This window comes from Vespertiliibacter pulmonis, assembly GCF_013377275.1.
Taxonomy (GTDB): Bacteria; Pseudomonadota; Gammaproteobacteria; order Enterobacterales; family Pasteurellaceae; genus Vespertiliibacter; species Vespertiliibacter pulmonis.
In genome coordinates, this window is the sequence record NZ_CP016615.1 from 1,314,416 (window position 1) to 1,336,400 (window position 21,985).

A 21,985-nucleotide genomic window follows, 5' to 3' on the forward strand; every position below is an offset into this window, starting at 1 on the left:
AAACAATGGAAACAATTGAAAGAATTCAAAAACAAATTAGTGAAAACCCAATTTTGTTATATATGAAAGGTTCGCCAAAATTCCCATCTTGTGGTTTTTCTGCTCGTGCAGTTGAAGCGGTGATTAATTGCCAAGTGCCTTTTGGTTATGTTGATATTTTAACAAATCCAGATATTCGTGCAGAATTACCAAAATATGCTAATTGGCCAACATTCCCACAATTATGGGTTGAAGGTGAATTGATAGGTGGCTGTGATATCATATTGGAAATGTTCCAAAAAGGTGAACTTCAAACATTACTTAAAGAAGTTGCTGAAAGACATCCAGCGTAATTACATATAATTGAAATAAGCGGTTAGTTAAGCAAAATTTTTCGGTATTATGTAGCAGTTGCACAAAGCCCGAAACACATACTTAACCGCAGTTAAAATATTGATGCCCTTAACCCCCATAAATAAGGTTAAGGGCATTTCTTTGGGGTATTTTAGCCGATTTTCCCGCCAGCTTGCTAATTTTATTCGCTTTCACGCTCCAGTTTCCCGACAATAAACGTAGCGATGCCGCTCAACCTTGTGAAAGGTAAGCTGCTTTACTTGCATTCGACTAGATTCAGGGCTAAATCTACGCAGCTAATAGCTCTTGCTCGTACTGCATTCGCTCATTCAAAGCGTTGAAATAGGTTTGGGAAATTTCTTCGGGTGCAAAAGCATTCATTCCGATAATCTCACCATAACGATGATTACCTTGCCAGTAGCCGACCCATTCTCTTAGCGGCAATACCCATAGGCAACGTTTTAGCACGTCTTGGAATAGTTCTCCATTAGATTTTCTTCGGTTGTCCGACATATACGCTGCTTGATTGGCGTAATGCAAAGCATATTTATTGTCGCATTTATGATGTACGCCACGATGTAAATCACGGAATCTTGCGTTAAAGGATTCTGCCAGATTGTTATTTACGCCTTTGGCACTGTATGTTTCTTGATGATTGACTGCCCATCTGGTGTAGTGAAAATCTAGGCTTGAATAGGCCGGGTTTTCATCGCAGAAAATATCGCTACCTTGCTTTACAAATTGGTGGTTCATTGCCAATACGGTATTGGCACTTTCGCTGTAATCCATTGCCACAAGGGTTCGATTTGAGCCTTGTAAGGTATCATCATTGGCGGCACGTTGCACTAAGCTAAGAATGCAGCGTTTAGTCGGTCTAAATTTGGGAAATCTTCGCCCTTGCTTATCGGCTTTTTGTTGCTGTTTATAGTGGTTTTTACGATAGTTGGTTGGACGTTGCTTGAAGTTAATCCACACTCCATCTTCGTGAATTTCCCCTTGTAATGGGCTTAAATCACGGGTTTTGAATAGGGCTTCACGCAACTTGTGGCACAGTACAAAGGCAGTTTTGTATTGAATGTTTAAGTGTCGGCTTAGGGTAATGGCAGAAATGCCTTTCACGCTATTCACAAATAGGGTAATCGCTGCCAGTAAATCGACTAAAGGAAGTTTGTGAAAGGCAAAAGCGGTGTTGGTGGTAATGTAGAAATAACGTTTGCAATGTTTGCACATCCAACGCTTGCGAGAAGCAAGAAAATAAGCATTGTGGCGTGTGTTACAATGAGGACAGCAAACATCGTGAAGATTATCAGGATTGCCCCAACGAGCCGCTTTCATCAGTTTAAAGGCTTCATCTTCGGATAAACGAAAAATCTGCTTTAAGGATAGGCTGCGAGATGTTTGGGAAAGTAGGTAATGTTGTATTATCTTTTGGCTCTTTCCAAATGTTAAATTAATAATCACAGCCTATTTCGCACTAGGCTGCACTTTGTTTTACCTTTAGATTTGAACAAAAAGTAGAAAAGGGTAAATTAAAATATCAAAACTAATGTTTTATCGTAGGCTTGAGCCTGTTATTAAGTTCGTTTCTTAGTTGCTGTATGTCAGATTTCGATTGCTCGACTGGATAAACCATTTCGACGGCATTCACATAATCAATTTGGGTTAAACGCTCACGCACGTTATGCGGGCAACGTAGTAATCTATCATCTTCGGCAAAGCAGACCTTTGTTGCGAGTTCGCAATACATAAAGCCCCGATTATCGACTTTATCTTCGCTAAATTCGGCATAAAATAATGCCATCACGACCTGATTGTCAGCAATTTCATACGCACCATAGAACCCAAATGGATTATATTGCAATACTTCATTGCCATTTTTCATTATTTTTGATATAGGTGAACGTACTATCACTGCCAGACTTTTCAAGGTATCGTGCAATGCCATCCAACCATCATCACTCACGCCTGAATAAAGTGCAGCTAAATCCTGCATAAACCGCTTAAATTCATCGTAGTTCATCTGTTTTAAATCCACATTCATTGGAGGAGCTTTAATAATTTTTCGTATACTATACTCCGTCAATTACACATAAAAAATCCCCTCATTGTGATTTATAAACTTAAACCTTTTAAGTAAGGCTTAATATTCAAACATCAAAATGAAAGGATTTTTATATAAAAATTTTATATTAGTCGATTTTAATTTGGTGTGTCAAGTAGTTTTACGATTTCCAAAAAAACACTTAATTTATTAAGAATTGTTACTTATAGTCAATAGATTTTTGTTTTTCTTTTATTAAAATTTGAATATGAATAGTAATAAAAAGAGTGCCCTTATCTCTTTTGGAAACAGAATTAAAGAGCTGAGGATTGAACAGGAAATGAATCAGGAAGAACTAGCGTATAGAGCTGGTTTAGATAGAAGTTACATTTCTGGTGTAGAAAATGGCAAGAGGAATATATCTCTGAACGCTATTATCTCTTTAGCTAAAGCACTAAATGTTGATTTATCCACTTTGTTTATAAAGGTTGAATTATGAATTATTATAATAGTGAAACAAAAATAACTGAAGAGTTTGCTTGTGAATTACTAAATAAAGCTGGGATAAAATGCAAATTAAATAATTTAGAGTGTATAACTAATGTTGATATAATAGCACAGGAATGTTTCAAGATTGATGTTCAATTCTCAAAAAATTTTGATGTTTATGGAGATTGCAGACTAGATATAATTTCAGCTTATCAAAAAGAAGTCAATAAAAATGATGATACTCAACAATCTTATATCTATGATAAGAATTTAAAATTTATAGATAATTTTGAAAAGAAACATAAAGTAAAAGTAATTAAATACGGAAAGTTATTTCAACGAGATTACCTAGATGCTTTAATTATTTTCTTTTATAAGGGGCAAGATATAAATAAAGATAATAGCAATTTAGATAAAATAATGATTATAAGAAAAGATGATATTATTAATTTTTTAGAAAATAGAAAAGCAGAACTCTTTAATAGAGTAAAGCTAAATGACAAAAAGAGAAATGGATTGTCTGATGTTCACGGATCAGCATTTATTCCTGTGAATGCTGAATATTTAGCAAAAGCAACAAGTTGTATTTTTATTAAGTTTGCTAATAAGGAGAACTTTTTGTTGAACGGTGAAAAGATAAAGGAATACCTGTTCAAACCGAAAAAGGTGTAACAGACAAATTTGTTTAGATAAAAGGTTACCAATATTTATGTCTCTTAAATATTATCAACTCTTTTTTGTTTACATTTCAAAAATAGAAGCTAATTTTGGGTAATAAAATTTATATTATATACCATTAAAGTTGAAAGTTTAATCTATTCTTTGCTACATCAAAATAAGATTTATTTATTTCGCATCCGATGAATTTTCTGTTTAATTGTTTTGCAACCAACAAATGACTACCACTTCCAAAGCAAGGATCGAAAACAATATCACCTACATTAGTATTATCTAGGATCAACTCTTTTAATAAAGTATGATTTTTTTCAGTTGGATGAAACTTACCTCTACCGTTAGGGTGTTTAAAAACTGTATTTTTACAATAAGCGTTAAAAGCTTTCGATCCCTTTTTCTTAAACCAAACAGCCATCTCTACTCCACTTAAATAAACATATTGACCATTCATAGGGCTTGGGTTTGATTTCTCCCACACTAAAGGTCTAACAGTTCCTTGTTTATTGGCAAAAAAAGAAAATATTTCACTAAATTGCTCTTTGCCACAAAAAATAACTATATTATTTTTTGTTATGGAGTACACTCTATTTAAAAAAATAGGCAAATCAAAAGTTAATATATCTGCATGTCTTTTATCAAGATTTCTTAATCCATTACTTTTACGATTTACTGCATCATAAGGAATGTCTGTAATAGTAAAATCAACACTGTTGTCAGGCATATTTTTCATAAAAGAAATACAATCATCATTATAAATATTCATTATTTTATCCAAAAACTTATATAAGTTTAATTATCAGCTAAAACTTTAGCAACCTGATAGATTGCTTTTTTACCTACCTCATTGCTCTTCCTGAAATTTTCTAGTAAGGCAGTTTCTTCTTCACTATTGGAATTTATGGTAAGTTCATCAACAAACATTACTCCAGAGCCAGTCAGTAGCCAATTTATGTTTATACCCATTTGCGTGCAAATTGTTTGCATTCCTTCGGCATTTGGCTCTCTTGCACCGCTTAAATAGCTCTGACCTGTTCGATAAGGTAGTCCTGTGACTTCAATAAAATCTTTTAATTTCAAACCTTTAATATAGCAAGCCTTTTGTAATCTCTTTGAAATACACATTTGTATAAAATCCCTTTGCATTTATTTATACATTTGTGTATATTATAAATGTGAATTAATCAAATCTCAAGGTTTTATGGCTCAACACTACCTTCTTTCCTCCCAAGCAAAAATGCTTTCCATCCGCAAGGTAATGTCCTTGACGGATAAGCAGGCGTTTTCCTTGTTGTGTGAATTACGTTGAGGAAGTGAGACTGACGTAGTCTGCCCTCAATGTGGTTGTCGTCATCAAGCCTATTTTATTGCTTCCCGTAAGCAGTGGCGGTGTAAAATAAAAGGTTGTCGCCATACTTTTTCCGTAACCTCTGGCACAATTTTTGCTAACCGCAAATTGCCGATTCAAACTTACCTACTTGCTATTGTGATGTTTGTAAATGCGGTAAAAGGGATTCCAGCTTTACAGCTTTCTCGTGATTTAGGCGTGCAATATAAAACCGCTTATGTACTGGCTCAAAAAATGCGAAAAGCTTTGCTTGTACAACGGGAACTAAAATCGCTTTCGGGCGAAATTGATATGGACGGCACTTACATTCACCCTGCACCTCGTAAAGCGAATAAAAAAACTGACCGCATTGATTATCGTCTGAAAGAAAATCAAAGTCCTGATAAACGTTGTGTGATAGTTGTTCGTGAGCATTATACCGAAACGGAAAAAAGAGAAAATAATCGTCATCGTGGTGCAAAAAGTACGCACGTTTTTGTCACCTATGCTGAAACGCAATCCGTGGTAAAAAAGATTGCTGATAACCTCATTACTCGTGGCTCTCGCATTAATACCGATGAAAGTAATGCGTATGAGATACTTATGCCTTTTTATGAGTTATGTACCGTCAATCATAAAGACGAATATCGCAGTGAGTTAGACGTAACCAATAACCAAGCGGAAAGCTATTTCTCTCGGTTTAAACGTATGTATTACGGGCAAGTTCATAAAATGAGTAACCGTTACTTACTTAATTACGCTAATGAAGCCGCTTACCGTGAAGATAACCGCAGACAATCCAACGGTGTTCAATTCCGTGATGTGTTAGAAAAGTGCCTCTCAACTTCAAACGAAAAGAACGAATGGTGCGGTTACTGGCAACGAAAACATATTTCTCAAGAAGTGGTACTACATTAATGGCAAAGAAAGTCTATCTCAATCAAATACAACGGAAAATAAATGCACTGGAGCGTGAACGCAATCAAGTGCTTAAACATTTAGCCCTTGTAAATGACAAGCTCTCCACACTCACTAAAAGCCTTGAGATTATGCAAGAACAAGCCCGTGTCGATGACTATAATACAGAGCTGTTTGTCTATGCGACCCGTTCTCGCCGTTTTAAAGGTAATCTGCGTAAAATTATCATACAACTGATGAAAGCCGACCCTAATCGTTATTTTACCGTCAATGAATTAACCCAACTTGCCCTTAAATATGACAACCAACCTGACACTTTAATCACTGATGGGCATACTGTTTCCGTAAGAGGGGCATTAAAGCATTGGCTTGATAAAGGTATTGTTGAACGATATTCTCGGAGTGTCACTGATGTAAAATGGAAATTAAATCTCCGTTGAGATAAAAGATGCTAATCGCCAAAAAATAACACGGTTGTTAGATTTTTGCTCGACCATTTTCTGTTTAGAAAATGCTGAAAGCATTGAGGCAATACGAGAGCCGTAGGGTTGTAAACTACCTTCGGCAGTCCTTCCTCCTAACACTGCCACCTTATGAGCAATATCCGCTGTCGTCAGCCATTCATTCGCATTCGTTTTTAATACTTCTACTAAATATTTCCTCGTTGAGGTATCATATTGCTTTATTTTCTGCTTCTGCGGTTTTTGATTCGCATAAGCAAAGGTATCTTGATAAGATTTTAGTTGCTTATCAATAACAGAAAGTTGCTTTTCCAGTATTTTCTTCTGCTCAGAAAGGGTTTCAATCTCTTTAAATAACAAGGTTGAGAGTTTTGTGTAAAGTGGTGGGGTTTTCATTTTTCCTTATTCCTAAAATAAGTTGATAGAATAAGGAAAAAGTAGCAGAAACAATCAAAAAAATCTTTGTGCAACTGCTACATAATACCGAAATTTTTGCAAAACTAACCGCTTTTTATTAGTTCTTAGTTTAGTTTTCGGCTGTCGGTTTACGGCGTTTACCGATATTTTTTGTGTCTCGGTGGCGAATTTTCACCTTTTTCTTCGTGCCTTCCTTTTTATCGGCTTTTTTCTGCTTGATACGAGCCTTTTCTTTTTTACTTACGCTTTTGCTTTCACCATCTTTTGGTGCTTTAGTTCGTGGCTCTAAGCCTTCAATTAAGCGAGATTTAAGCTGTTCTTCAGTATAGCGTTGAATTTTTCCGAGTAGTTTATAATCGTGAGCTTCTACAAGAGAAATTGCCGAACCTTTTTTCCCTGCTCGAGCAGTACGTCCAATGCGGTGTAAATAGGTATCGGCACTGTATGGCATATCGAAATTGAGAACGAAATCAATATCATCAATATCGATACCTCGTGCTGCAACGTCTGTTGCAATTAGAACATTTACTACTCCATTTTTTATACGATCAATTGCTTGATTACGTTGAGTTTGTGCCATTTCTCCTTCAAGATAAGTGGAGCGAATGCCTCGTTTTCGTAATGTTTCACTGATTTCTCGAACAGATTCACGACGGCGAACAAAAACAATACCACGTTGAATTTCAAATTGTGTGATTATTCGTGCCAGTAATTTAGTTTTATGTTCAAGATTATCCGCATGGTAATACCATTGTTGAATTTTTTTGCGTTCACGGCGGCTAGGTTCAGCGTCAATTTGGATTGGGTTATTTAAAATCCGCTGTGCAAAATCGACTAATAATTCTCCTTCTAAAGTTGCAGAAAAAAGCCAAGTGTATTTACGCCAGCGTGTTTCTGCAGCGATATGTTCTGCGTCTTGTCCGAATCCCATTTGTAACATTCTGTCGGCTTCATCGAAAATGAGGATTTCAACGGAACGACAATCAAAATTTTCTTCTTTAATATATTGTAATAGCCTTCCTGGTGTTGCAACCACAAGATCTTGATTAGTATTAAATACTTCACCGTGATTTTGGTAGGCCACGCCCCCTGTAATTGTTGCCACTTTTAGGTGGGTAAATTGAGCGAGTTCTTCCGCTTGGCCAGCAACTTGCATTGCAAGCTCACGAGTTGGGGTTAAGATTAAAATGCGTGGTGGACCAGGATCTCGGCGTGGGTAATCGAGTAAATGTTGCAAAGCAGGCAGTAAAAATGCGGCTGTTTTGCCTGTTCCCGTTGGTGCAGAGCCAAGTAAGTCTCGCCCTTCGAGGGTTATTGGAAGGACTTCTTGTTGAATTGCTGTGGGCGTTTTATAGCCTTTTTTAACGAGCGCTTTTAGTAGTAAAGGGCTTAAGTCAAATTGCTCAAAGGTTGGGGTATTCATAAATATTCTCTTATGGGTAAATTTAGTCGGTGATCTTACCGTTTATTTGTTTATTGTAATGTGGCATTAAAATGGGGCTGATTATAGGATAAATAGGCCTATATAGATAGGCATAATGGTTTGATAAGTTGTAAATCAATTCATAAATAACACGCCATTACGATGGCATTTTCCCTCTCACCGTTTAGCGTTGGATAATAATTTTTGCGTTGAGTAACTTCGTTAAAACCGAGTGTGTAATAAAGGTGTTGAGCAGAAATATTTGAAGCTCGAACTTCAAGCCAAAGGGTTAAAATCCCCAGCGTTTGAAGTTGTGTTATCAGAGTCTGTAATAATTGTTTACCATAGCCTTTTCCCTGATATTTTGGATCAACCGCAATATTAAATAGCGTGGCCTCATCTAGCACCGTTTGGCAAATAGCAAAGGCGATAATATTGCTATTTACTTGCAATTTTAAATTGAGATAGCGTTCGCCTTGATTATTAAGCAATGTTCCTTTGCTCCAAGGTACGAGATGAGCAGATTGTTCAATTTCAAATAGGCGATCAAAATCTTCACAAGTAACGGGGGTAATCACAAATTTTCCTCAAAATGGGTGCAGATTGGCTCAATTTGTTGCCAAAAATGCCGTTTGGTTTCTGGTTGTTGTAAACTTTGCCACGAGGGATAGTGCCAAGCGATTTGATTTGTCAATTTTTTGCGTAATCTTACCGCTTGTTCATCGGACAAAATCAGTAAAAATATTGGTTGATGCTGAAATATCAGGCGATGAGCCTGCTCTTCATTTAGCCATTGGTACTCTTTTGATGTGAGTTGTAACGTATGCAAAATATCTTGAAATAGTTGAGATTTTTGCTGATCTTCTTCGCAAACTACGACAAATTTGATATCGCCTGCTAGGCGAATTTGTGCATCACCTTTGAGTACTTGTGGTTTAGTCAGTACCCATTGATCAATATTCATTTGCTGTAACAGTAGATCTCGCCGATTCATTTTTTCCTCACAAAAGTGTGGGGAATGGTAGCAAAAGTCGTTACAATGCGGAAATTATTTTAATAAAAAATGGAAAATTTATGTTATCTCTTGAAAGTGAAGTGCTTAAACGTCATTTGACACTTTTTGAAAATAAATCAGTGCTATTGTTTGGGAATGTGCGAGATCGGTTTGCGGAAACGCTTGAGCAGAATGCAAAATCTGTCTCTGTTTTTAGTAGCTATTTTGATTATGCTCATCAAAATGCTCAAGCAGAATTTGGCTTAGAATGCGGGAAATCAGCCGACTTAGCGGTATTTTTCTGGACAAAAAATAAGCAAGAGTGTCAATTTCAACTGTTGCAATGGCTCTCAATTTCTCCAATTGGACAGGAATTATTGATTATTGGTGAAAACCGTGCGGGCGTTCGTTCCGTTGAAAAAATACTCGAGCCTTTTGGCGAGATTGCTAAAATTGATTCAGCTCGTCGTTGTGGGCTGTATCATTTTCGGTTAGTTACTGTGCCAGGTTTTGATTGTAAAAAATTCTGGAAATCTTACCGCTTGCAATCATTAACTATGTTTGCATTACCTGCGGTGTTTAGTTCTGCTGAATTAGATAATGGCTCAAAATTATTGCTTTCAACCTTTGATCATCAGCAAGATTTAATGGGCAAAGTGTTGGATCTTGGTTGTGGCGCAGGGGTAATCGGGGCATATTTAAAGCACCATTTTCCTAAAATTCAACTGACAATGTCAGATATTCACGCAATGGCATTAGCATCAAGTGAGCGGACGTTGGCGGAAAATCAGCTAGAGGGCAAAGTATTAGCAAGCGATGTTTTTTCTCATATCAATGAGAAATTTGATTTAATTGTATCTAATCCACCTTTTCACGATGGTATAGAGACTACTTATCAGGCAGTAGAAACGTTGATCTCTCAAGCTAAACAGCATTTGAATAAAGGCGGAGAGCTGCGTTTAGTGGCGAATTCTTTCTTACCTTATGCAGAATTACTTGATCGAGCTTTTGGTTCACACCAAATTCTAGCTAAATCAACCAAATTTAAAGTCTATTCCGTTAAAAATTAAAGGCGTTCATTTCTCGACTAACCGTTATTTGTTGGTAAGTAAATAACGGTTATTATTTCTTACCAAATTTCTGTTCTATTTGTTGTAGTAGCACAATAGGATCAAGCTCTAACCCTTTGCAATAAGCGATAAACTCAAAAATATCTAACCGCCGATCACCGGTTTCTACTTTTCCAACAAATGATGAAACCACGCCCATTTTTTTACATAATGCACGTTGCGATAGCCCGATCTGTTTTCGTCTATGGATAAAAAAATCTCGTAACCAAAGATGTTCAGTGGAATGAATTGATAATCTTAAATTCGTCATTGAACCGATTTTAGGTGCAAAAATATTTGAACCTGATTTGGGTTCGGTATATACTAAATACGAATTAAATGAAAAGGTTCATAAATTGTTTTTAATTTAGAGAGGAAATTATGTCAGATAAACAAAAATCTACTAGTACAGGTATGGTTGCAGGTATTATTGCTTGTGTTTTAGCTGTGTTGGGTATTTTATTTTTAGGGACTATTTTTGTGCCATTAGCTGTAATTACTACGTTAATTGGTACAATTATTGCGGTAAAAAATAAGAATATAAAAGGGATTGGAATAAATGTGTTAGCGTGGATTTTATCTATCATAGGGCTGTTCACTTCACCTATTTTGCTTGGTCTTTTAGGTTTTGGCGCAGCTGGTCTTACACATTAAATTTACTATTTTATCATATTGCCCAATCAATGATTGGGCATTTTCTTCCTTGTTAAATTATCCCTTTTTCCCTACAATACAGCCTTTTATTTATAGGGCAGAATTGTGTCGCAGATAAAACTTATTGTGGGGCTTGCCAACCCAGGTGCAAAATATGAAGACACTCGTCATAATGCTGGTGAGTGGCTTATCAATGAGCTCGCACGTCAATATAATGTAACCCTTAAAGACGAACCCAAATATTTTGGAAAAGTAGCTAAAATCAATACAGCACAAGGCGAAGTGCGTTTATTAGTCCCCACGACATTTATGAATTTAAGTGGAAAAGCTGTTGGGGCATTAGCGAATTTTTATCGTATTAAAGCAGACGAAATTTTAGTGGCTCACGATGAGTTAGATCTTCCACCGGGTGTTGCAAAAATTAAGCAAGGTGGGGGACACGGTGGGCATAATGGCTTAAAAGACATTATTTCTGCGTTGGGGAATAACAATAATTTTTATCGAGTGCGAATTGGAATTGGACACCCAGGGCATAAAGATCTTGTGGCAGGTTATGTGTTAGGTAAGCCTTCACCAACGGATCAGCCATTAATTAGTTCTGCTATTGATGAGTCGGTGCGTTGTATTGATATTCTATTTAAAGAAGGTCTTGCTAAGGCAACTACCCGTCTAAATGGCTTTAAAGCCTAATGATTACGAAAGCAAGCGGTAAGATATAGCAAATATTGGTGCAATCTGACCGCTTGTTATGTTGAGAAAACAAGTTTATATAGGAAAAATTATGGGATTTAAATGTGGCATTGTTGGCTTACCGAATGTAGGTAAATCAACCCTTTTTAATGCACTGACTAAAGCAGGTATTGAAGCAGCGAACTATCCATTTTGTACGATTGAACCAAATACAGGCGTTGTGCCAATGCCTGATCCTCGTTTAGATGCGTTGGCAGAGATTGTTAAACCTGAGCGTGTATTACCAACGACAATGGAATTTGTTGATATTGCAGGGCTAGTTGCTGGTGCAAGTAAAGGCGAAGGGTTAGGAAATAAATTTTTAGCAAATATCCGTGAAACAGATGCAATTGGACACGTTGTTCGCTGTTTTGAAAATGATGATATTGTCCACGTTGCAGGTAAAATTGACCCGCTTGATGATATTGAAACGATCAATACGGAATTAGCTTTGGCAGATCTAGATAGCTGTGAACGTGCTATTCAACGTTTGCAAAAACGTGCAAAAGGTGGCGATAAAGAAGCAAAATTTGAACTATCTATTATGGAGAAAATTTTGCCAGTACTTGAAAATGCAGGAATGATTCGTTCAGTTGAATTAGATAAAGAGGAACTTCACGCAATCAAAGGCTACAATTTTTTAACCTTAAAGCCAACAATGTATATTGCAAATGTGAATGAAGATGGCTTTGAAAATAATCCGTATTTAGATAAAGTGCGTGAATTTGCTGAAAAAGAAGGCTCTGTTGTTGTTCCTGTGTGTGCGGCGATTGAAGCAGAAATTGCAGAGCTTGAAGATGAAGAAAAAACAGAATTCTTGCAAGATCTTGGTATTAAAGAACCAGGGTTAAATCGTGTTATTCGTGCAGGTTATGCGTTATTAAATTTACAAACTTATTTTACCGCAGGGGTAAAAGAAGTTAGAGCTTGGACAGTAGCTGTCGGTGCAACCGCTCCGAAAGCTGCGGCGGTTATCCATACAGACTTTGAAAAAGGCTTTATTCGTGCCGAAGTGATTGCTTATGAAGATTTTATTCAATATAAAGGCGAAAATGGTGCAAAAGAAGCTGGAAAATGGCGTTTAGAAGGAAAAGATTATGTTGTGCAAGATGGCGATGTAATGCACTTCCGTTTTAATGTCTAACAAATTTAAATCCCCTCAATGAGGGGATTTTTTTATAATAAGTCAGATAAATTGGGATAATTAAAAGTAAAGCCTTCATTTAATAACTTCTGAGGTACAAGCGGTTGGTTGTCTAACAATAATTGCGAGCGTTCGCCGAGCACCAATTTTAATAACCATTGGGGAACAGCAAAAAAAGCAGGGCGGTGAAGCTGTTTGGCAAGTCTGTGATTAAATTCAGCATTACTGACTGAATGAGGAGCAACAAGATTGTATGCCCCTTTGCTATTTGAGTTTTCTAATAAAAAACAGATAGCCCGAATTTCATCTTCCAATGCAATCCACGCCCAGTGTTGCTTGCCTGATCCTAATTTTCCACCAAGTCCTAATCGATACAAAGGTAACATTTGTTTTAATGCACTGCCTGATTTATCTAGAACAATCCCTGTGCGTAGCAAGCAAACTCGAGTGTGCTTATTTTGAGCTTTTAATGCTTCTTTTTCCCATTTTTGGCAAAGTTGAGCAGGAAAACTAGGGTCGCAAGCGGTAAGAGCTTCACAAATTTCTGCAAATTTAGAAAGATTGCCATAAATACCCGTGGCAGATGCAGAAAGGAATACAGCGGGGGGATTGTTACTTTGCTGAATAATATTTACTATTTTTTTTGTTAAATTCAGGCGACTATCAACTAATTTTTGTTTCTGTTTTGTTGTCCAGCGATGGGCAAAAATAGGTTCACCCGCTAAATTTATTACGGCATCGAAATTATCTAAATGTGTAAAATTGCTTACGAAATTAACCGCTTGTGTAGACGTTTTGGTTTGGCGGGTTAGCACAGTTAGAGTGTGTCCTTTCGATATCAACGTTTGGCAAAGAGCTTGCCCGATAAACCCTGTTCCACCTGTGATAAAAATATGCATTAGAGAGAACCTTCAAAAAGATCAGAAATTGTTTCAATGACTTGTTGAATAGGGGTATCGGAAGTTGTAGTAATGAAAATAGTATCGTCTCCAGCAATTGTGCCTAGAATACCTTCGGCTTTACCAAGTGAATCAAGGAGGCGGGCAATGAGTTGTGCTCCGCCTGGAAGGGTTTTAACAACAATGATTTGGTTATTATGATCGATATCAGTCACTAAATTCTTTAATGGGCTAGAGGTGGTTGGAAGAGCCAATTCAGCAGGTAGCTGATAAACCATTTCCATTTTTGTATTGCGTGTTCGTATAGCTCCAAATTTAGTGAGCATTCGTGAAATTTTAGATTGATTAACATGAGGAAAACCCATTTCTTGTAAAGCGGTTACAATTTCACTCTGTGAGCTAAATTTTTCTTCTTTAAGTAATGCTTTGAATGCATCTGTGAGGGAATTAAATTTTTCCACAATTTTTCCTTTTTAATATGGGGATTTCCGTAAAATTTATGCGGTATTTTTGCTTATTTATGCATAAAAGGCAAATGTAAGCCGACTTTTAAAGGAAAAATTTGCGGTACTTCGCAAAATTGAATTTTGTTGTTTGAATCTTGAAATTTTTTTGCATAGACTGAAAAAGTTTAAATAGCCTAATTCATTTAGTTCAATAGGAGAATGTTATGAAAGTTACATTATTAGGCGCAGCCGGCGGTATCGGTCAAGCGTTAGCATTATTATTAAAATTACAACTACCAGCAGGTACAAGTTTATCATTGTATGATATTTCACCAGTTACGCCAGGTGTTGCTGCAGATATTAGCCATATACCGACACCGGTTAAAGTGTCTGGATTTGCTGGTGAAGATCCAAGCCAAGCTCTTGAAGGTGCAGATTTAGTTTTAATTTCGGCGGGTATGGCTCGTAAACCTGGAATGGATCGTTCTGATTTATTTAATATCAATGCGGGTATTGTGCGTAATTTGATTGAAAAAGTTGCTCAAACTTGTCCAAATGCGTGTATTGGGATTATTACCAATCCTGTCAATACAACAGTTCCAATTGCAGCTGAGGTACTAAAAAAAGCGGGGGTATATGATAAACGTAAACTATTTGGGGTTACTTTATTAGATGTATTACGTTCAGAGACATTTGTAGCAGAATTAAAAGGTAAAGATGTAAATAATGTTAAAGTACCTGTTATTGCTGGGCATTCTGGCGTGACTATTTTACCTTTACTTTCTCAAGCATCTGAAGTAGATAAAATCCAATTTACGCAAGATGAAGTTGAGGCATTAACTAAGCGTATTCAAAATGCAGGTACAGAAGTTGTTGAGGCAAAAGCGGGTGGTGGCTCTGCAACGCTTTCAATGGCTCAAGCTGCGGCGCGTTTTGCTCGTGCGGCGTTAAAAGGCTTAGCAGGAGAGGCGGTTGTTGAATATGCGTTTGTCGAAGGCGATGGAAAATATGCTCGTTTCTTTGCTCAACCTGTTCGTTTTGGTCGTAATGGGGTAGAAGAAATTTTACCGATTGGTGAAGTAAGTGCTTATGAACAGGCTGCTATTGAGTCATTGCTTCCAACTTTAAAAGCAGAGATCGAATTAGGTGAAAAGTTCATTAATGGTTAAAGCCTTGAATTTTTGTTAAATAATCGTCATTATGTAAGCCGAGAGCAGATTGTTTTCGGCTTTTTATTTATTAAGATAAATTTTAGGTGAGTAATCCTAGTAAGATTGTTCGATAAAAAGGAATTATTGTGAAAAAATTATATGTTTTTGGTATGGTTTCTATGATATCTGTTATTACTGCTTGTTGTTCAAATCAAGGAGTAACAGTTGCTAAAGAGGTTGATCGCTCTGTTGCTTATCCTCAAAAAATTGAAAAGCAGGCGGAAGTCCCAATGAATTTACCTAGTAGTGTTACTGCAATTTGTCGTGATGGTTCTTACTCTACTGCAACAAATGCAATGTGTGCAGGTAATGGTGGCGTGCAAACAATTATTAGCCATCATCACGCTGATTAGTTAAGTATAAAAAGGGGAAGTGAAATTACCACTTATTTTCAAGGTTATTATGGATTATATTATTAATGTTAATGAACAAAATTTCAGCGAAATAATTAATGCCACAGCAGAAATTCCTGTGGTGTTTCATTTTGTATCGCAAGTTAGTCTTCAATCCATTGAAATGGAAGCTCGCTTTCGCCGTTTATCGGAAGAATATCCAAAACAATTTTTATTAGCCCTTATAAATTGTGATGAACAGCCAATGATTGCTGCTCAATTTCGAGTACAAGCGGTACCAAGTAGCTATTTTTTTGTAAATGGGCAGCCCGTTGATGCAATTCAAGGGGAAATTCCAGAGCAGGAATTGCGTATCCGTTTGAGTCATATTTTGCCTAAAGAAGAAGAGCTACAATTTGCGCAAGCATTGGAGTTTTTGGAAGCAGAGCAGTATGATTTAGCGTTACCACTGTTAAAAAATGCGTGGGAATTAACTAATAAAAAGAATAGTGATTTTGGCTTACTCTACGCCGAAACTCATATTGCTTTGAAAGATATTGAAATCGCCAAAGCAATTTTGGCTGAAATTCCGATACAAGATAGAGATAGCCGTTGGCAAGGCTTGCAAGATCAAATTAAATTATTAGAACAAGCGGCAGATTCTCCAGAAATTCAGCATTTACAAGCAGAATATGGAAAAAATCCTACCCCAGAGACAGCAGTAAAACTTGCTAATCAATTACATCAGGTAAAACGCAATGAACAAGCGTTAGAGCTTTTAATGGATTGGTTGCGTAAAGATTTAACGGCAGGTAATGGTGAAGTGAAAAAACAATTTTTAGCAATTTTGTCGGCAATGGGTAATGCCGATCCAATGGTAGCGAAATTCCGCAGACAGTTTTATTCACTTCTTTATTAATGATGATTATCTATATTGTATAATTTACCAAAGATAAATTTATAGACACTTAAGCGGTTTACATAATTTAGTTATAAAAAGACCGCTTGTTTGGAGCAGATTATAATGGCAACAAAACACGCACAATTATTAATTTTAGGTTCGGGGCCTGCTGGGTATACAGCAGCAGTTTATGCGGCTCGGGCAAACCTAAATCCTGTTTTAGTTACGGGGATACAGCAAGGCGGGCAGCTAACAACAACCAGTGAAATTGAGAATTGGCCTGGCGAATTTGGCGAAATTACTGGGTCTGAATTGATGAATAAAATGCAAAAACATGCAGAAAAATTCAATACAGAGATTATTTTTGATCATATTCACAGTGTTGATCTTTCACAACGTCCTTTTACATTACAAGGTGATTTTAATACTTTTACCTGTGATGCCTTAATTATTGCAACAGGAGCATCAGCAAAATATCTTGGTTTGCCATCAGAAGAGTCGTATAAGGGCCGTGGTGTGTCTGCTTGTGCAACCTGCGATGGCTTTTTCTACCGTAATAAACCTGTGGCAGTTATTGGGGGAGGAAATACGGCAGTAGAAGAAGCCCTATATCTTTCTAATATTGCTTCGCAAGTACATTTAATTCACCGTCGTGATACGTTTCGTAGTGAGAAAATTTTAATCGAACGCTTAATGAAAAAAGTAGAAGAAGGCAAAATTATTCTACATTTAAATTGCGAACTTGATGAAGTATTAGGTAATGATGCAGGCGTAACGGGCATTCGGATTAAAAGTATAAAAGAAAATAATGTAACATCATTAACCCTAGATGGTGTTTTCGTGGCGATTGGCCATATGCCGAATACCGATATGTTTGCAGGACAATTAGAACTTAATAATGGCTATATTGTGGTGAAATCGGGCTTAGAAGGTAATGCAACCGCAACTAGTGTCGAAGGTGTATTTGCTGCGGGTGACGTAATGGATCATACTTATCGTCAAGCGATCACTTCTGCTGGAACAGGCTGTATGGCGGCACTAGATGCTGAACGATTTTTAGATAATCAATAATTAAGAAACGATCGCTACCTATACACCTATACAATGGTTTGAAAGAAAGCGGTCATTTTCTCCATAATTTTGCAAATCTTATGGAACTTCTTTGTGAAAGAATGGACGGAATAACAGAAATAAAATATAGTATCTGAGTATTTTATGAATTTTTAATGAATGGAAAAAGCTATGTCTGAACAAGTTGTTGAGTTACAACAAACCCAAAAAAAATCTCTTCCTATTAAAGAAACCATTGCGTATTTGGTTGAAAAATTTCCTCTTTGTTTTTCCCTTGAGGGTGAAGCTAAGCCGTTAAAAATTGGGCTTTTTCAAGAGCTTGCATTAGCGCTTGCCGATGATGAAAAAGTGAGTAAAACAGTGTTACGTCAAGCATTGCGTGCTTACACTTCAAATTGGCGTTATCTACATGGTTGTAAAGAAGGTGCGATACGTATAGGTTTACAAGGTGAAGAAGCGGGAGTGGTTGATGCAACTCAAGCTCAACATGCTGCGGAAACATTGGCACAAGCTAAAGCAGCTTATTTAGAGAAACGAGCTCAACAAGCAAAAGAGAAACGTAAAGCATTCTTTAAGCAACAAGCAAAGGACGCTAATGTGAAAAAAAGCGTTAAAGAAAAGAAACGACAAGAGCCAGCAAAAGCCTCATTAGAAAGTTTGGCTGCGTTAGAAAGTAAATTTGGCAGACATTAATAAAATAAGAAAATAGTAGGATTTTATGAAACACAACAAATTAAAATATCTTGTTGGGTTATATTTTAGTACATTAATGGCAGGTAGTTTTGCTGTTCAGCCTCAATTAAAAGAGAGTGAGTTAACTATACCAAAGCCAGAAGCGCAACATATTTTATCGACAAAGAGAGTTACCGCTCGTTTAACACAATCTCATTACAAAAAAATTAAGTTTGATGATATCTTCTCAGAACTTATCTTTAATCGCTATATTGATTGGTTAGATCCTTCTCATAATACGTTTTTGCAAACAGATATTGATGAAATGCGGCAAATGTATGCGAAAAAATTGGATGATGAGTTGTATGAGGGACAATTAGAAGCCCCCTTTTCAATATACGAACGAATGGTGAAACGTCGTTATGAGCGTTATAAATATGCGTTGTCATTATTAGATAAAGAACCTGATTTAAAAGGTGATGATAAAATCGAAAATGATCGTGAAAAAGCTCCGTTCCCAACAACGGTGGCAGAAGCTGATGAACTATGGAATCAACGGGTAAAAAATGATGTTATCAATCTTTATCTTAAAGAGAAAAAGTGGCCTGAGATTAAGAAAACATTGGTTAAACGTTATAACCTTGCGATAAACCGTTTAATTCAAAATAAACCTGATGATATTTTACAAAGTTATTTGAATGCCTTTGCTCGTGAGATTGATCCACATACTAGCTATTTATCACCACGTTCTGCTCAGCGTTTTGAAGAGAGTATGAAGCTTTCTCTAGAAGGTATTGGGGCAACGCTGGAAATGGAGGACGATATTACTAAAATTCAATCTCTTGTTCCAGGAGCTCCTGCTGCACGAAGTAAAAAAATTAGTGCGGGCGATAAAATTGTAGGTGTAGGACAATCAGCAAATAAAATTGAAGATGTGGTTGGCTGGCGTTTAGATGATGTAGTCGATAAGATTAAAGGTAAAAAAGGAACAAAAGTTTATCTTGATATTGAGCCAGCAAAGGGTGGTAAAAATAAAATTATCACGTTAGTAAGAGATAAAATCCGTCTTGAAGATAGTGCGGCTAAATTAACTGTAAAAAAAATGGACGGCAAAAATATTGCGGTCATTAAAATTTCAACGTTTTATTTAGGCTTAACTAAAGATGTTCGTAAATTATTGAAAGAGATGAAAGCTAAGAAAGCGGATGGTTTGATCATTGATTTACGTGATAATGGCGGTGGTTCATTACCTGAAGTGATTGAATTGGCGGGGCTTTTTATTAAGGAAGGACCGATTGTTCAAGTACGTGATGCATTCAATCGAATTACTATTCACGAAGATCCCGATAGTGCAATTGAATATACGGGGAATATTATGGTAATGATTAACCGTAATAGTGCCTCGGCTTCTGAAATTTTTGCGGCAGCAATGCAGGATTATAACCGAGCAATTATTGTTGGTCAAAAGACGTTCGGTAAGGGTACGGTTCAACAAAGCCGTTCATTAAATGCGATATATGATCTTAGTTCTCGACCGCTTGGATTAATCCAATATACTATCCAAAAATTTTACCGTGTGAATGGTGGAAGTACTCAGCTTAAAGGCGTTGATGCCGATATTCCTTTCCCTGAAATTATTAATGCAGAGAAGAACGGTGAGAGCTTTGAAGATAATGCACTTCCTTGGGATAAAATTCCGAGTGCATCTTTTTCTGAAGCAGATAATGCTCGTAAGGTAGTAGAAGATTTAAATGCTAAACATCAATCCCGTATTGCGAAAGATCCCGAATTTATTACTTTAAATGAAGATATTGCAATTCGTAAGGAGAAAGATGCACGTAAGTTTACCTCACTTAATTTAATGGAACGAATGAAAGAGTATCATGAAAGCGAAGGAAAGCGTTTGAAAGATCTCAATGCACGTTTCCAACGTGAAGGTAAAAAACCATTAAAAAATCTTGAACAATTACCAAAAGACTATGAAGCTCCAGATTTCTTCTTAAAAGAAGCAGAGAAAATGATGGTTGATTGGTTGGAAATAGATAAAAAATAGAAAAATCAGTTATAATGTTGGTTTTTAGACCACTTAGCTATTATTATCATAAGGTAAGCGGTCTATTCCGTAAAAATTTTATTATTCGGGTTTGTAACTAAATGAAAAAACTTAACTATATTTCCTTGATGATGTTATCTGGCTTTGCGTTAGCAGAAACACAAACAAGTGAGAGCCTACAACCTGCTCAGTCTACAAATAATGCGGCTGAAATAACTACTGCTGTTGGGCAAACCACAGAGATTGTATTACCCCAATTAAGTTTCGAGGCTCAGCAAGCTAGGGCTGCAGAATTAGCGAAACAGGCAGAAGTAGCTCTTAAATTAGAAGAAGAAAAACGTATAGCAGCAGAAAAATTTGTACAAGTTCAGGGACGTTTAAAGCAGGAAATTGGTAATAATCAACTGCTTTTATCGATAACGACAGCAAAAGTCTATGCGGATAATGGTTTTGAACCTTTATGGACGGATAAAGCAGCAGAGCGTATTTTCTTAAAAGAATATGCCGCATTTGCTGTGAGTGGTGTTTCTGCAAAATCAGCTAAGGCTTTACAACAGATCTTAAATACTTCAGATGGTCTTGGTCGAGATATTCTTTTAACTGACAGTTTTTTAGATTATCTTTATTACAATAAGAATGTAGCTAAAAATGCAAATCAGTGGTTGTATAATTTAGGTTCTTACAATACAAAAGCACCTTCAGAAAATGATATAAATGTGTGGGTCAGGGCGGTAAAAAATGGTTCAATAGGTCAGTTTATTGCTAATTTAGTGCCGACTAATCACATTTATCGAGAAACAGTACAAAAGTTATTTGAAATGTCTTCGAATAGTGTAGTTTCGGCTTCTAAAAAGAGTAAAAAATCGAAAGGAAAAAATACCGATCAGGGCGCAACGAAAGGTGTTTCTGCCTCATTTAATAAATTGGCTTTAAATGCTCAACGTTTACGTTTTATTCCGAGCTTTAATAACGGAGTTTTTGTCAATATTCCAAGCTATCAGCTTTATTATATGCGTGATGGAAAACTGTTATTAACATCTCGAGTTATTGTTGGTCGTGATGAGCGTCGTACGCCAGTTATGTTTAGTAAATTAAGTAATGTTGTGGTGAATCCACCTTGGAATGTTCCTTCAACCATTAAAAACAAGGATCTTGTGCCTAAAATTCGCCGTGATATTAGTTATGTAGAACGTCATGGTTATGAGATTATTGATGGACGAGGTAATAAAGTAAATCCTGCAACAATTAATTGGTCAGTTTATTCTGATCCATCGAAAAATTTCCCATATCATATTCGTCAAAAGGCGGGTGATGATAGTGCATTAGGGCGTTTTAAATTTAATATGCCAAGTAGTGATGCAATTTATTTACATGATACGCCAAATAGAGGTTTGTTTAGTCGTACAGAACGTGCGTTAAGTTCTGGTTGTGTACGTGTCGCTAAAGCAGATGAATTAGCGACTTTATTACTAAAAGAAGCTGGTTGGTCTGTTCAGCGTAAACAGAATGTCTTGGCGAGCAAGCAGACGACTTCAGCGCAGATTCGTTCAGATAACCCAGTTTATTTATATTATGTAACAACTTGGGTTGAAGGTGGAAAAGTACATAGTTTGCCTGATATTTATCGTTATGATACGAATATGCCTAAAATGCAAGTTGATTGGGCAAAAGTGAAAAATATCATTTAAT

Annotated in this window: 26 protein-coding genes and 1 pseudogene; 16 read left to right on the plus strand and 11 right to left on the minus strand. The window is 36.6% G+C overall.

Features of this window, described 5'->3' with window-relative positions:
- Window positions 1-5: 5 nt before the first annotated feature.
- Window positions 6-332: a Grx4 family monothiol glutaredoxin gene (grxD, locus tag A6B43_RS06405; RefSeq protein ID WP_124211096.1), complete on the plus strand. Its 327-nt coding sequence runs from the start codon at window positions 6-8 to the stop codon at window positions 330-332.
- Window positions 333-621: 289 nt separating this feature from the next.
- On the opposite strand, the gene A6B43_RS06410 is transcribed toward grxD, so the two are convergent.
- Window positions 622-1,758: an IS1595 family transposase gene (locus tag A6B43_RS06410; protein ID WP_124211273.1), complete on the minus strand. Its 1,137-nt coding sequence runs from the start codon at window positions 1,756-1,758 to the stop codon at window positions 622-624.
- 118 nt (window positions 1,759-1,876) lie between these two features.
- Entirely contained in the window at window positions 1,877-2,374 is a 498-nt protein-coding gene (locus A6B43_RS06415) for a hypothetical protein (protein WP_124211095.1), read from the minus strand.
- 268 nt (window positions 2,375-2,642) lie between these two features.
- On the opposite strand from A6B43_RS06415, the gene A6B43_RS06420 reads away from it, so the two are divergent.
- The gene (locus A6B43_RS06420) at window positions 2,643-2,873 is read left to right on the plus strand and encodes a helix-turn-helix domain-containing protein (RefSeq protein ID WP_124211094.1); all 231 of its coding nucleotides are present in this window, start codon (window positions 2,643-2,645) and stop codon (window positions 2,871-2,873) included.
- The gene (locus A6B43_RS06425) at window positions 2,870-3,535 is read left to right on the plus strand and encodes a hypothetical protein (RefSeq protein WP_124211093.1); all 666 of its coding nucleotides are present in this window, start codon (window positions 2,870-2,872) and stop codon (window positions 3,533-3,535) included. The genes A6B43_RS06420 and A6B43_RS06425 overlap by 4 nt, the downstream gene beginning before the upstream one ends.
- Window positions 3,536-3,659: 124 nt before the next feature.
- Here the strand turns inward: A6B43_RS06425 and A6B43_RS06430 are convergent, their stop codons facing one another.
- Together A6B43_RS06430 and A6B43_RS06435 are read right to left on the minus strand one after the other, a co-directional pair.
- A complete protein-coding gene (locus A6B43_RS06430; protein ID WP_124211092.1) occupies window positions 3,660-4,301 on the minus strand; it encodes a DNA-methyltransferase in 642 nt (213 codons plus the stop codon).
- Between the two features lie 26 nt (window positions 4,302-4,327).
- Entirely contained in the window at window positions 4,328-4,660 is a 333-nt protein-coding gene (locus tag A6B43_RS06435; RefSeq protein ID WP_124211091.1) for an XRE family transcriptional regulator, read from the minus strand.
- Between the two features lie 76 nt (window positions 4,661-4,736).
- On the opposite strand from A6B43_RS06435, the pseudogene A6B43_RS06440 reads away from it, so the two are divergent.
- Together A6B43_RS06440 and A6B43_RS06445 are read left to right on the plus strand one after the other, a co-directional pair.
- A pseudogene (locus A6B43_RS06440) lies at window positions 4,737-5,780 on the plus strand (IS1595 family transposase).
- Window positions 5,780-6,220 carry a DNA repair protein gene (locus A6B43_RS06445; RefSeq protein ID WP_124211090.1) on the plus strand — a complete coding sequence of 147 codons (441 nt, stop codon included), beginning with the start codon at window positions 5,780-5,782 and terminating at the stop codon, window positions 6,218-6,220. The pseudogene A6B43_RS06440 and the gene A6B43_RS06445 overlap by 1 nt, the downstream one beginning before the upstream one ends.
- Here A6B43_RS06445 and A6B43_RS06450 read toward each other — a convergent pair.
- The 4 genes from A6B43_RS06450 to A6B43_RS06465 form a co-directional block, all read right to left on the minus strand.
- Window positions 6,206-6,637: a DUF5320 domain-containing protein gene (locus A6B43_RS06450; RefSeq protein ID WP_124211089.1), complete on the minus strand. Its 432-nt coding sequence runs from the start codon at window positions 6,635-6,637 to the stop codon at window positions 6,206-6,208. The genes A6B43_RS06445 and A6B43_RS06450 overlap by 15 nt on opposite strands.
- A gap of 130 nt (window positions 6,638-6,767) precedes the next feature.
- Complete coding sequence (gene srmB, locus A6B43_RS06455; protein WP_124211088.1) at window positions 6,768-8,081, minus strand: ATP-dependent RNA helicase SrmB; 1,314 nt, start codon at window positions 8,079-8,081, stop codon at window positions 6,768-6,770.
- Between the two features lie 140 nt (window positions 8,082-8,221).
- Window positions 8,222-8,659, minus strand: coding sequence for a ribosomal protein S18-alanine N-acetyltransferase (rimI, locus tag A6B43_RS06460; protein ID WP_124211087.1), 438 nt, complete (start codon window positions 8,657-8,659; stop codon window positions 8,222-8,224).
- Window positions 8,656-9,075 carry a DNA polymerase III subunit psi gene (locus A6B43_RS06465; RefSeq protein WP_124211086.1) on the minus strand — a complete coding sequence of 140 codons (420 nt, stop codon included), beginning with the start codon at window positions 9,073-9,075 and terminating at the stop codon, window positions 8,656-8,658. Before A6B43_RS06465 ends, rimI begins: the two co-directional genes overlap by 4 nt.
- 80 nt (window positions 9,076-9,155) lie before the next feature.
- Here A6B43_RS06465 and rsmC point away from each other — a divergent pair, with 80 nt between their 5' ends.
- Complete coding sequence (rsmC, locus tag A6B43_RS06470) at window positions 9,156-10,145, plus strand: 16S rRNA (guanine(1207)-N(2))-methyltransferase RsmC (RefSeq protein ID WP_124211085.1); 990 nt, start codon at window positions 9,156-9,158, stop codon at window positions 10,143-10,145.
- Window positions 10,146-10,197: 52 nt separating this feature from the next.
- Here the strand turns inward: rsmC and A6B43_RS06475 are convergent, their stop codons facing one another.
- Window positions 10,198-10,455 (minus strand): helix-turn-helix domain-containing protein, encoded by a 258-nt coding sequence (locus A6B43_RS06475; protein ID WP_124211084.1) that lies wholly within the window; start codon window positions 10,453-10,455, stop codon window positions 10,198-10,200.
- 110 nt (window positions 10,456-10,565) lie between these two features.
- Here A6B43_RS06475 and A6B43_RS06480 point away from each other — a divergent pair, with 110 nt between their 5' ends.
- The 3 genes from A6B43_RS06480 to ychF all read left to right on the plus strand — a co-directional run bounded on the left by A6B43_RS06480 (window position 10,566) and on the right by ychF (window position 12,711).
- Complete coding sequence (locus A6B43_RS06480; protein ID WP_124211083.1) at window positions 10,566-10,838, plus strand: hypothetical protein; 273 nt, start codon at window positions 10,566-10,568, stop codon at window positions 10,836-10,838.
- A 105-nt stretch (window positions 10,839-10,943) separates the two neighbouring features.
- Window positions 10,944-11,528 carry an aminoacyl-tRNA hydrolase gene (gene pth, locus A6B43_RS06485; protein WP_124211082.1) on the plus strand — a complete coding sequence of 195 codons (585 nt, stop codon included), beginning with the start codon at window positions 10,944-10,946 and terminating at the stop codon, window positions 11,526-11,528.
- A 91-nt stretch (window positions 11,529-11,619) separates the two neighbouring features.
- The gene (gene ychF, locus A6B43_RS06490) at window positions 11,620-12,711 is read left to right on the plus strand and encodes a redox-regulated ATPase YchF (protein WP_124211081.1); all 1,092 of its coding nucleotides are present in this window, start codon (window positions 11,620-11,622) and stop codon (window positions 12,709-12,711) included.
- A gap of 32 nt (window positions 12,712-12,743) precedes the next feature.
- On the opposite strand, the gene A6B43_RS06495 is transcribed toward ychF, so the two are convergent.
- Both A6B43_RS06495 and argR read right to left on the minus strand, forming a co-directional pair.
- Complete coding sequence (locus A6B43_RS06495) at window positions 12,744-13,610, minus strand: TIGR01777 family oxidoreductase (RefSeq protein ID WP_124211080.1); 867 nt, start codon at window positions 13,608-13,610, stop codon at window positions 12,744-12,746.
- Entirely contained in the window at window positions 13,610-14,071 is a 462-nt protein-coding gene (gene argR / locus A6B43_RS06500; protein ID WP_124211079.1) for a transcriptional regulator ArgR, read from the minus strand. Before argR ends, A6B43_RS06495 begins: the two co-directional genes overlap by 1 nt.
- A 209-nt stretch (window positions 14,072-14,280) precedes the next feature.
- Here argR and mdh point away from each other — a divergent pair, with 209 nt between their 5' ends.
- The 7 genes from mdh (at window position 14,281) to A6B43_RS06535 (ending at window position 21,984) form a co-directional block, all read left to right on the plus strand.
- Entirely contained in the window at window positions 14,281-15,225 is a 945-nt protein-coding gene (gene mdh, locus A6B43_RS06505; protein WP_124211078.1) for a malate dehydrogenase, read from the plus strand.
- 128 nt (window positions 15,226-15,353) lie between these two features.
- Window positions 15,354-15,620 (plus strand): hypothetical protein, encoded by a 267-nt coding sequence (locus tag A6B43_RS06510; protein WP_124211077.1) that lies wholly within the window; start codon window positions 15,354-15,356, stop codon window positions 15,618-15,620.
- A gap of 49 nt (window positions 15,621-15,669) precedes the next feature.
- A complete protein-coding gene (locus A6B43_RS06515; RefSeq protein ID WP_124211076.1) occupies window positions 15,670-16,518 on the plus strand; it encodes a co-chaperone YbbN in 849 nt (282 codons plus the stop codon).
- Window positions 16,519-16,620: 102 nt separating this feature from the next.
- Window positions 16,621-17,571 carry a thioredoxin-disulfide reductase gene (gene trxB, locus A6B43_RS06520; RefSeq protein ID WP_124211272.1) on the plus strand — a complete coding sequence of 317 codons (951 nt, stop codon included), beginning with the start codon at window positions 16,621-16,623 and terminating at the stop codon, window positions 17,569-17,571.
- A 171-nt stretch (window positions 17,572-17,742) separates the two neighbouring features.
- The gene (proQ, locus tag A6B43_RS06525) at window positions 17,743-18,264 is read left to right on the plus strand and encodes an RNA chaperone ProQ (protein ID WP_124211075.1); all 522 of its coding nucleotides are present in this window, start codon (window positions 17,743-17,745) and stop codon (window positions 18,262-18,264) included.
- A gap of 25 nt (window positions 18,265-18,289) precedes the next feature.
- Window positions 18,290-20,296 carry a carboxy terminal-processing peptidase gene (gene prc, locus A6B43_RS06530; RefSeq protein WP_124211074.1) on the plus strand — a complete coding sequence of 669 codons (2,007 nt, stop codon included), beginning with the start codon at window positions 18,290-18,292 and terminating at the stop codon, window positions 20,294-20,296.
- 101 nt (window positions 20,297-20,397) lie between these two features.
- Entirely contained in the window at window positions 20,398-21,984 is a 1,587-nt protein-coding gene (locus A6B43_RS06535; RefSeq protein ID WP_124211073.1) for a L,D-transpeptidase family protein, read from the plus strand.
- Window position 21,985: the final 1 nt, after the last annotated feature.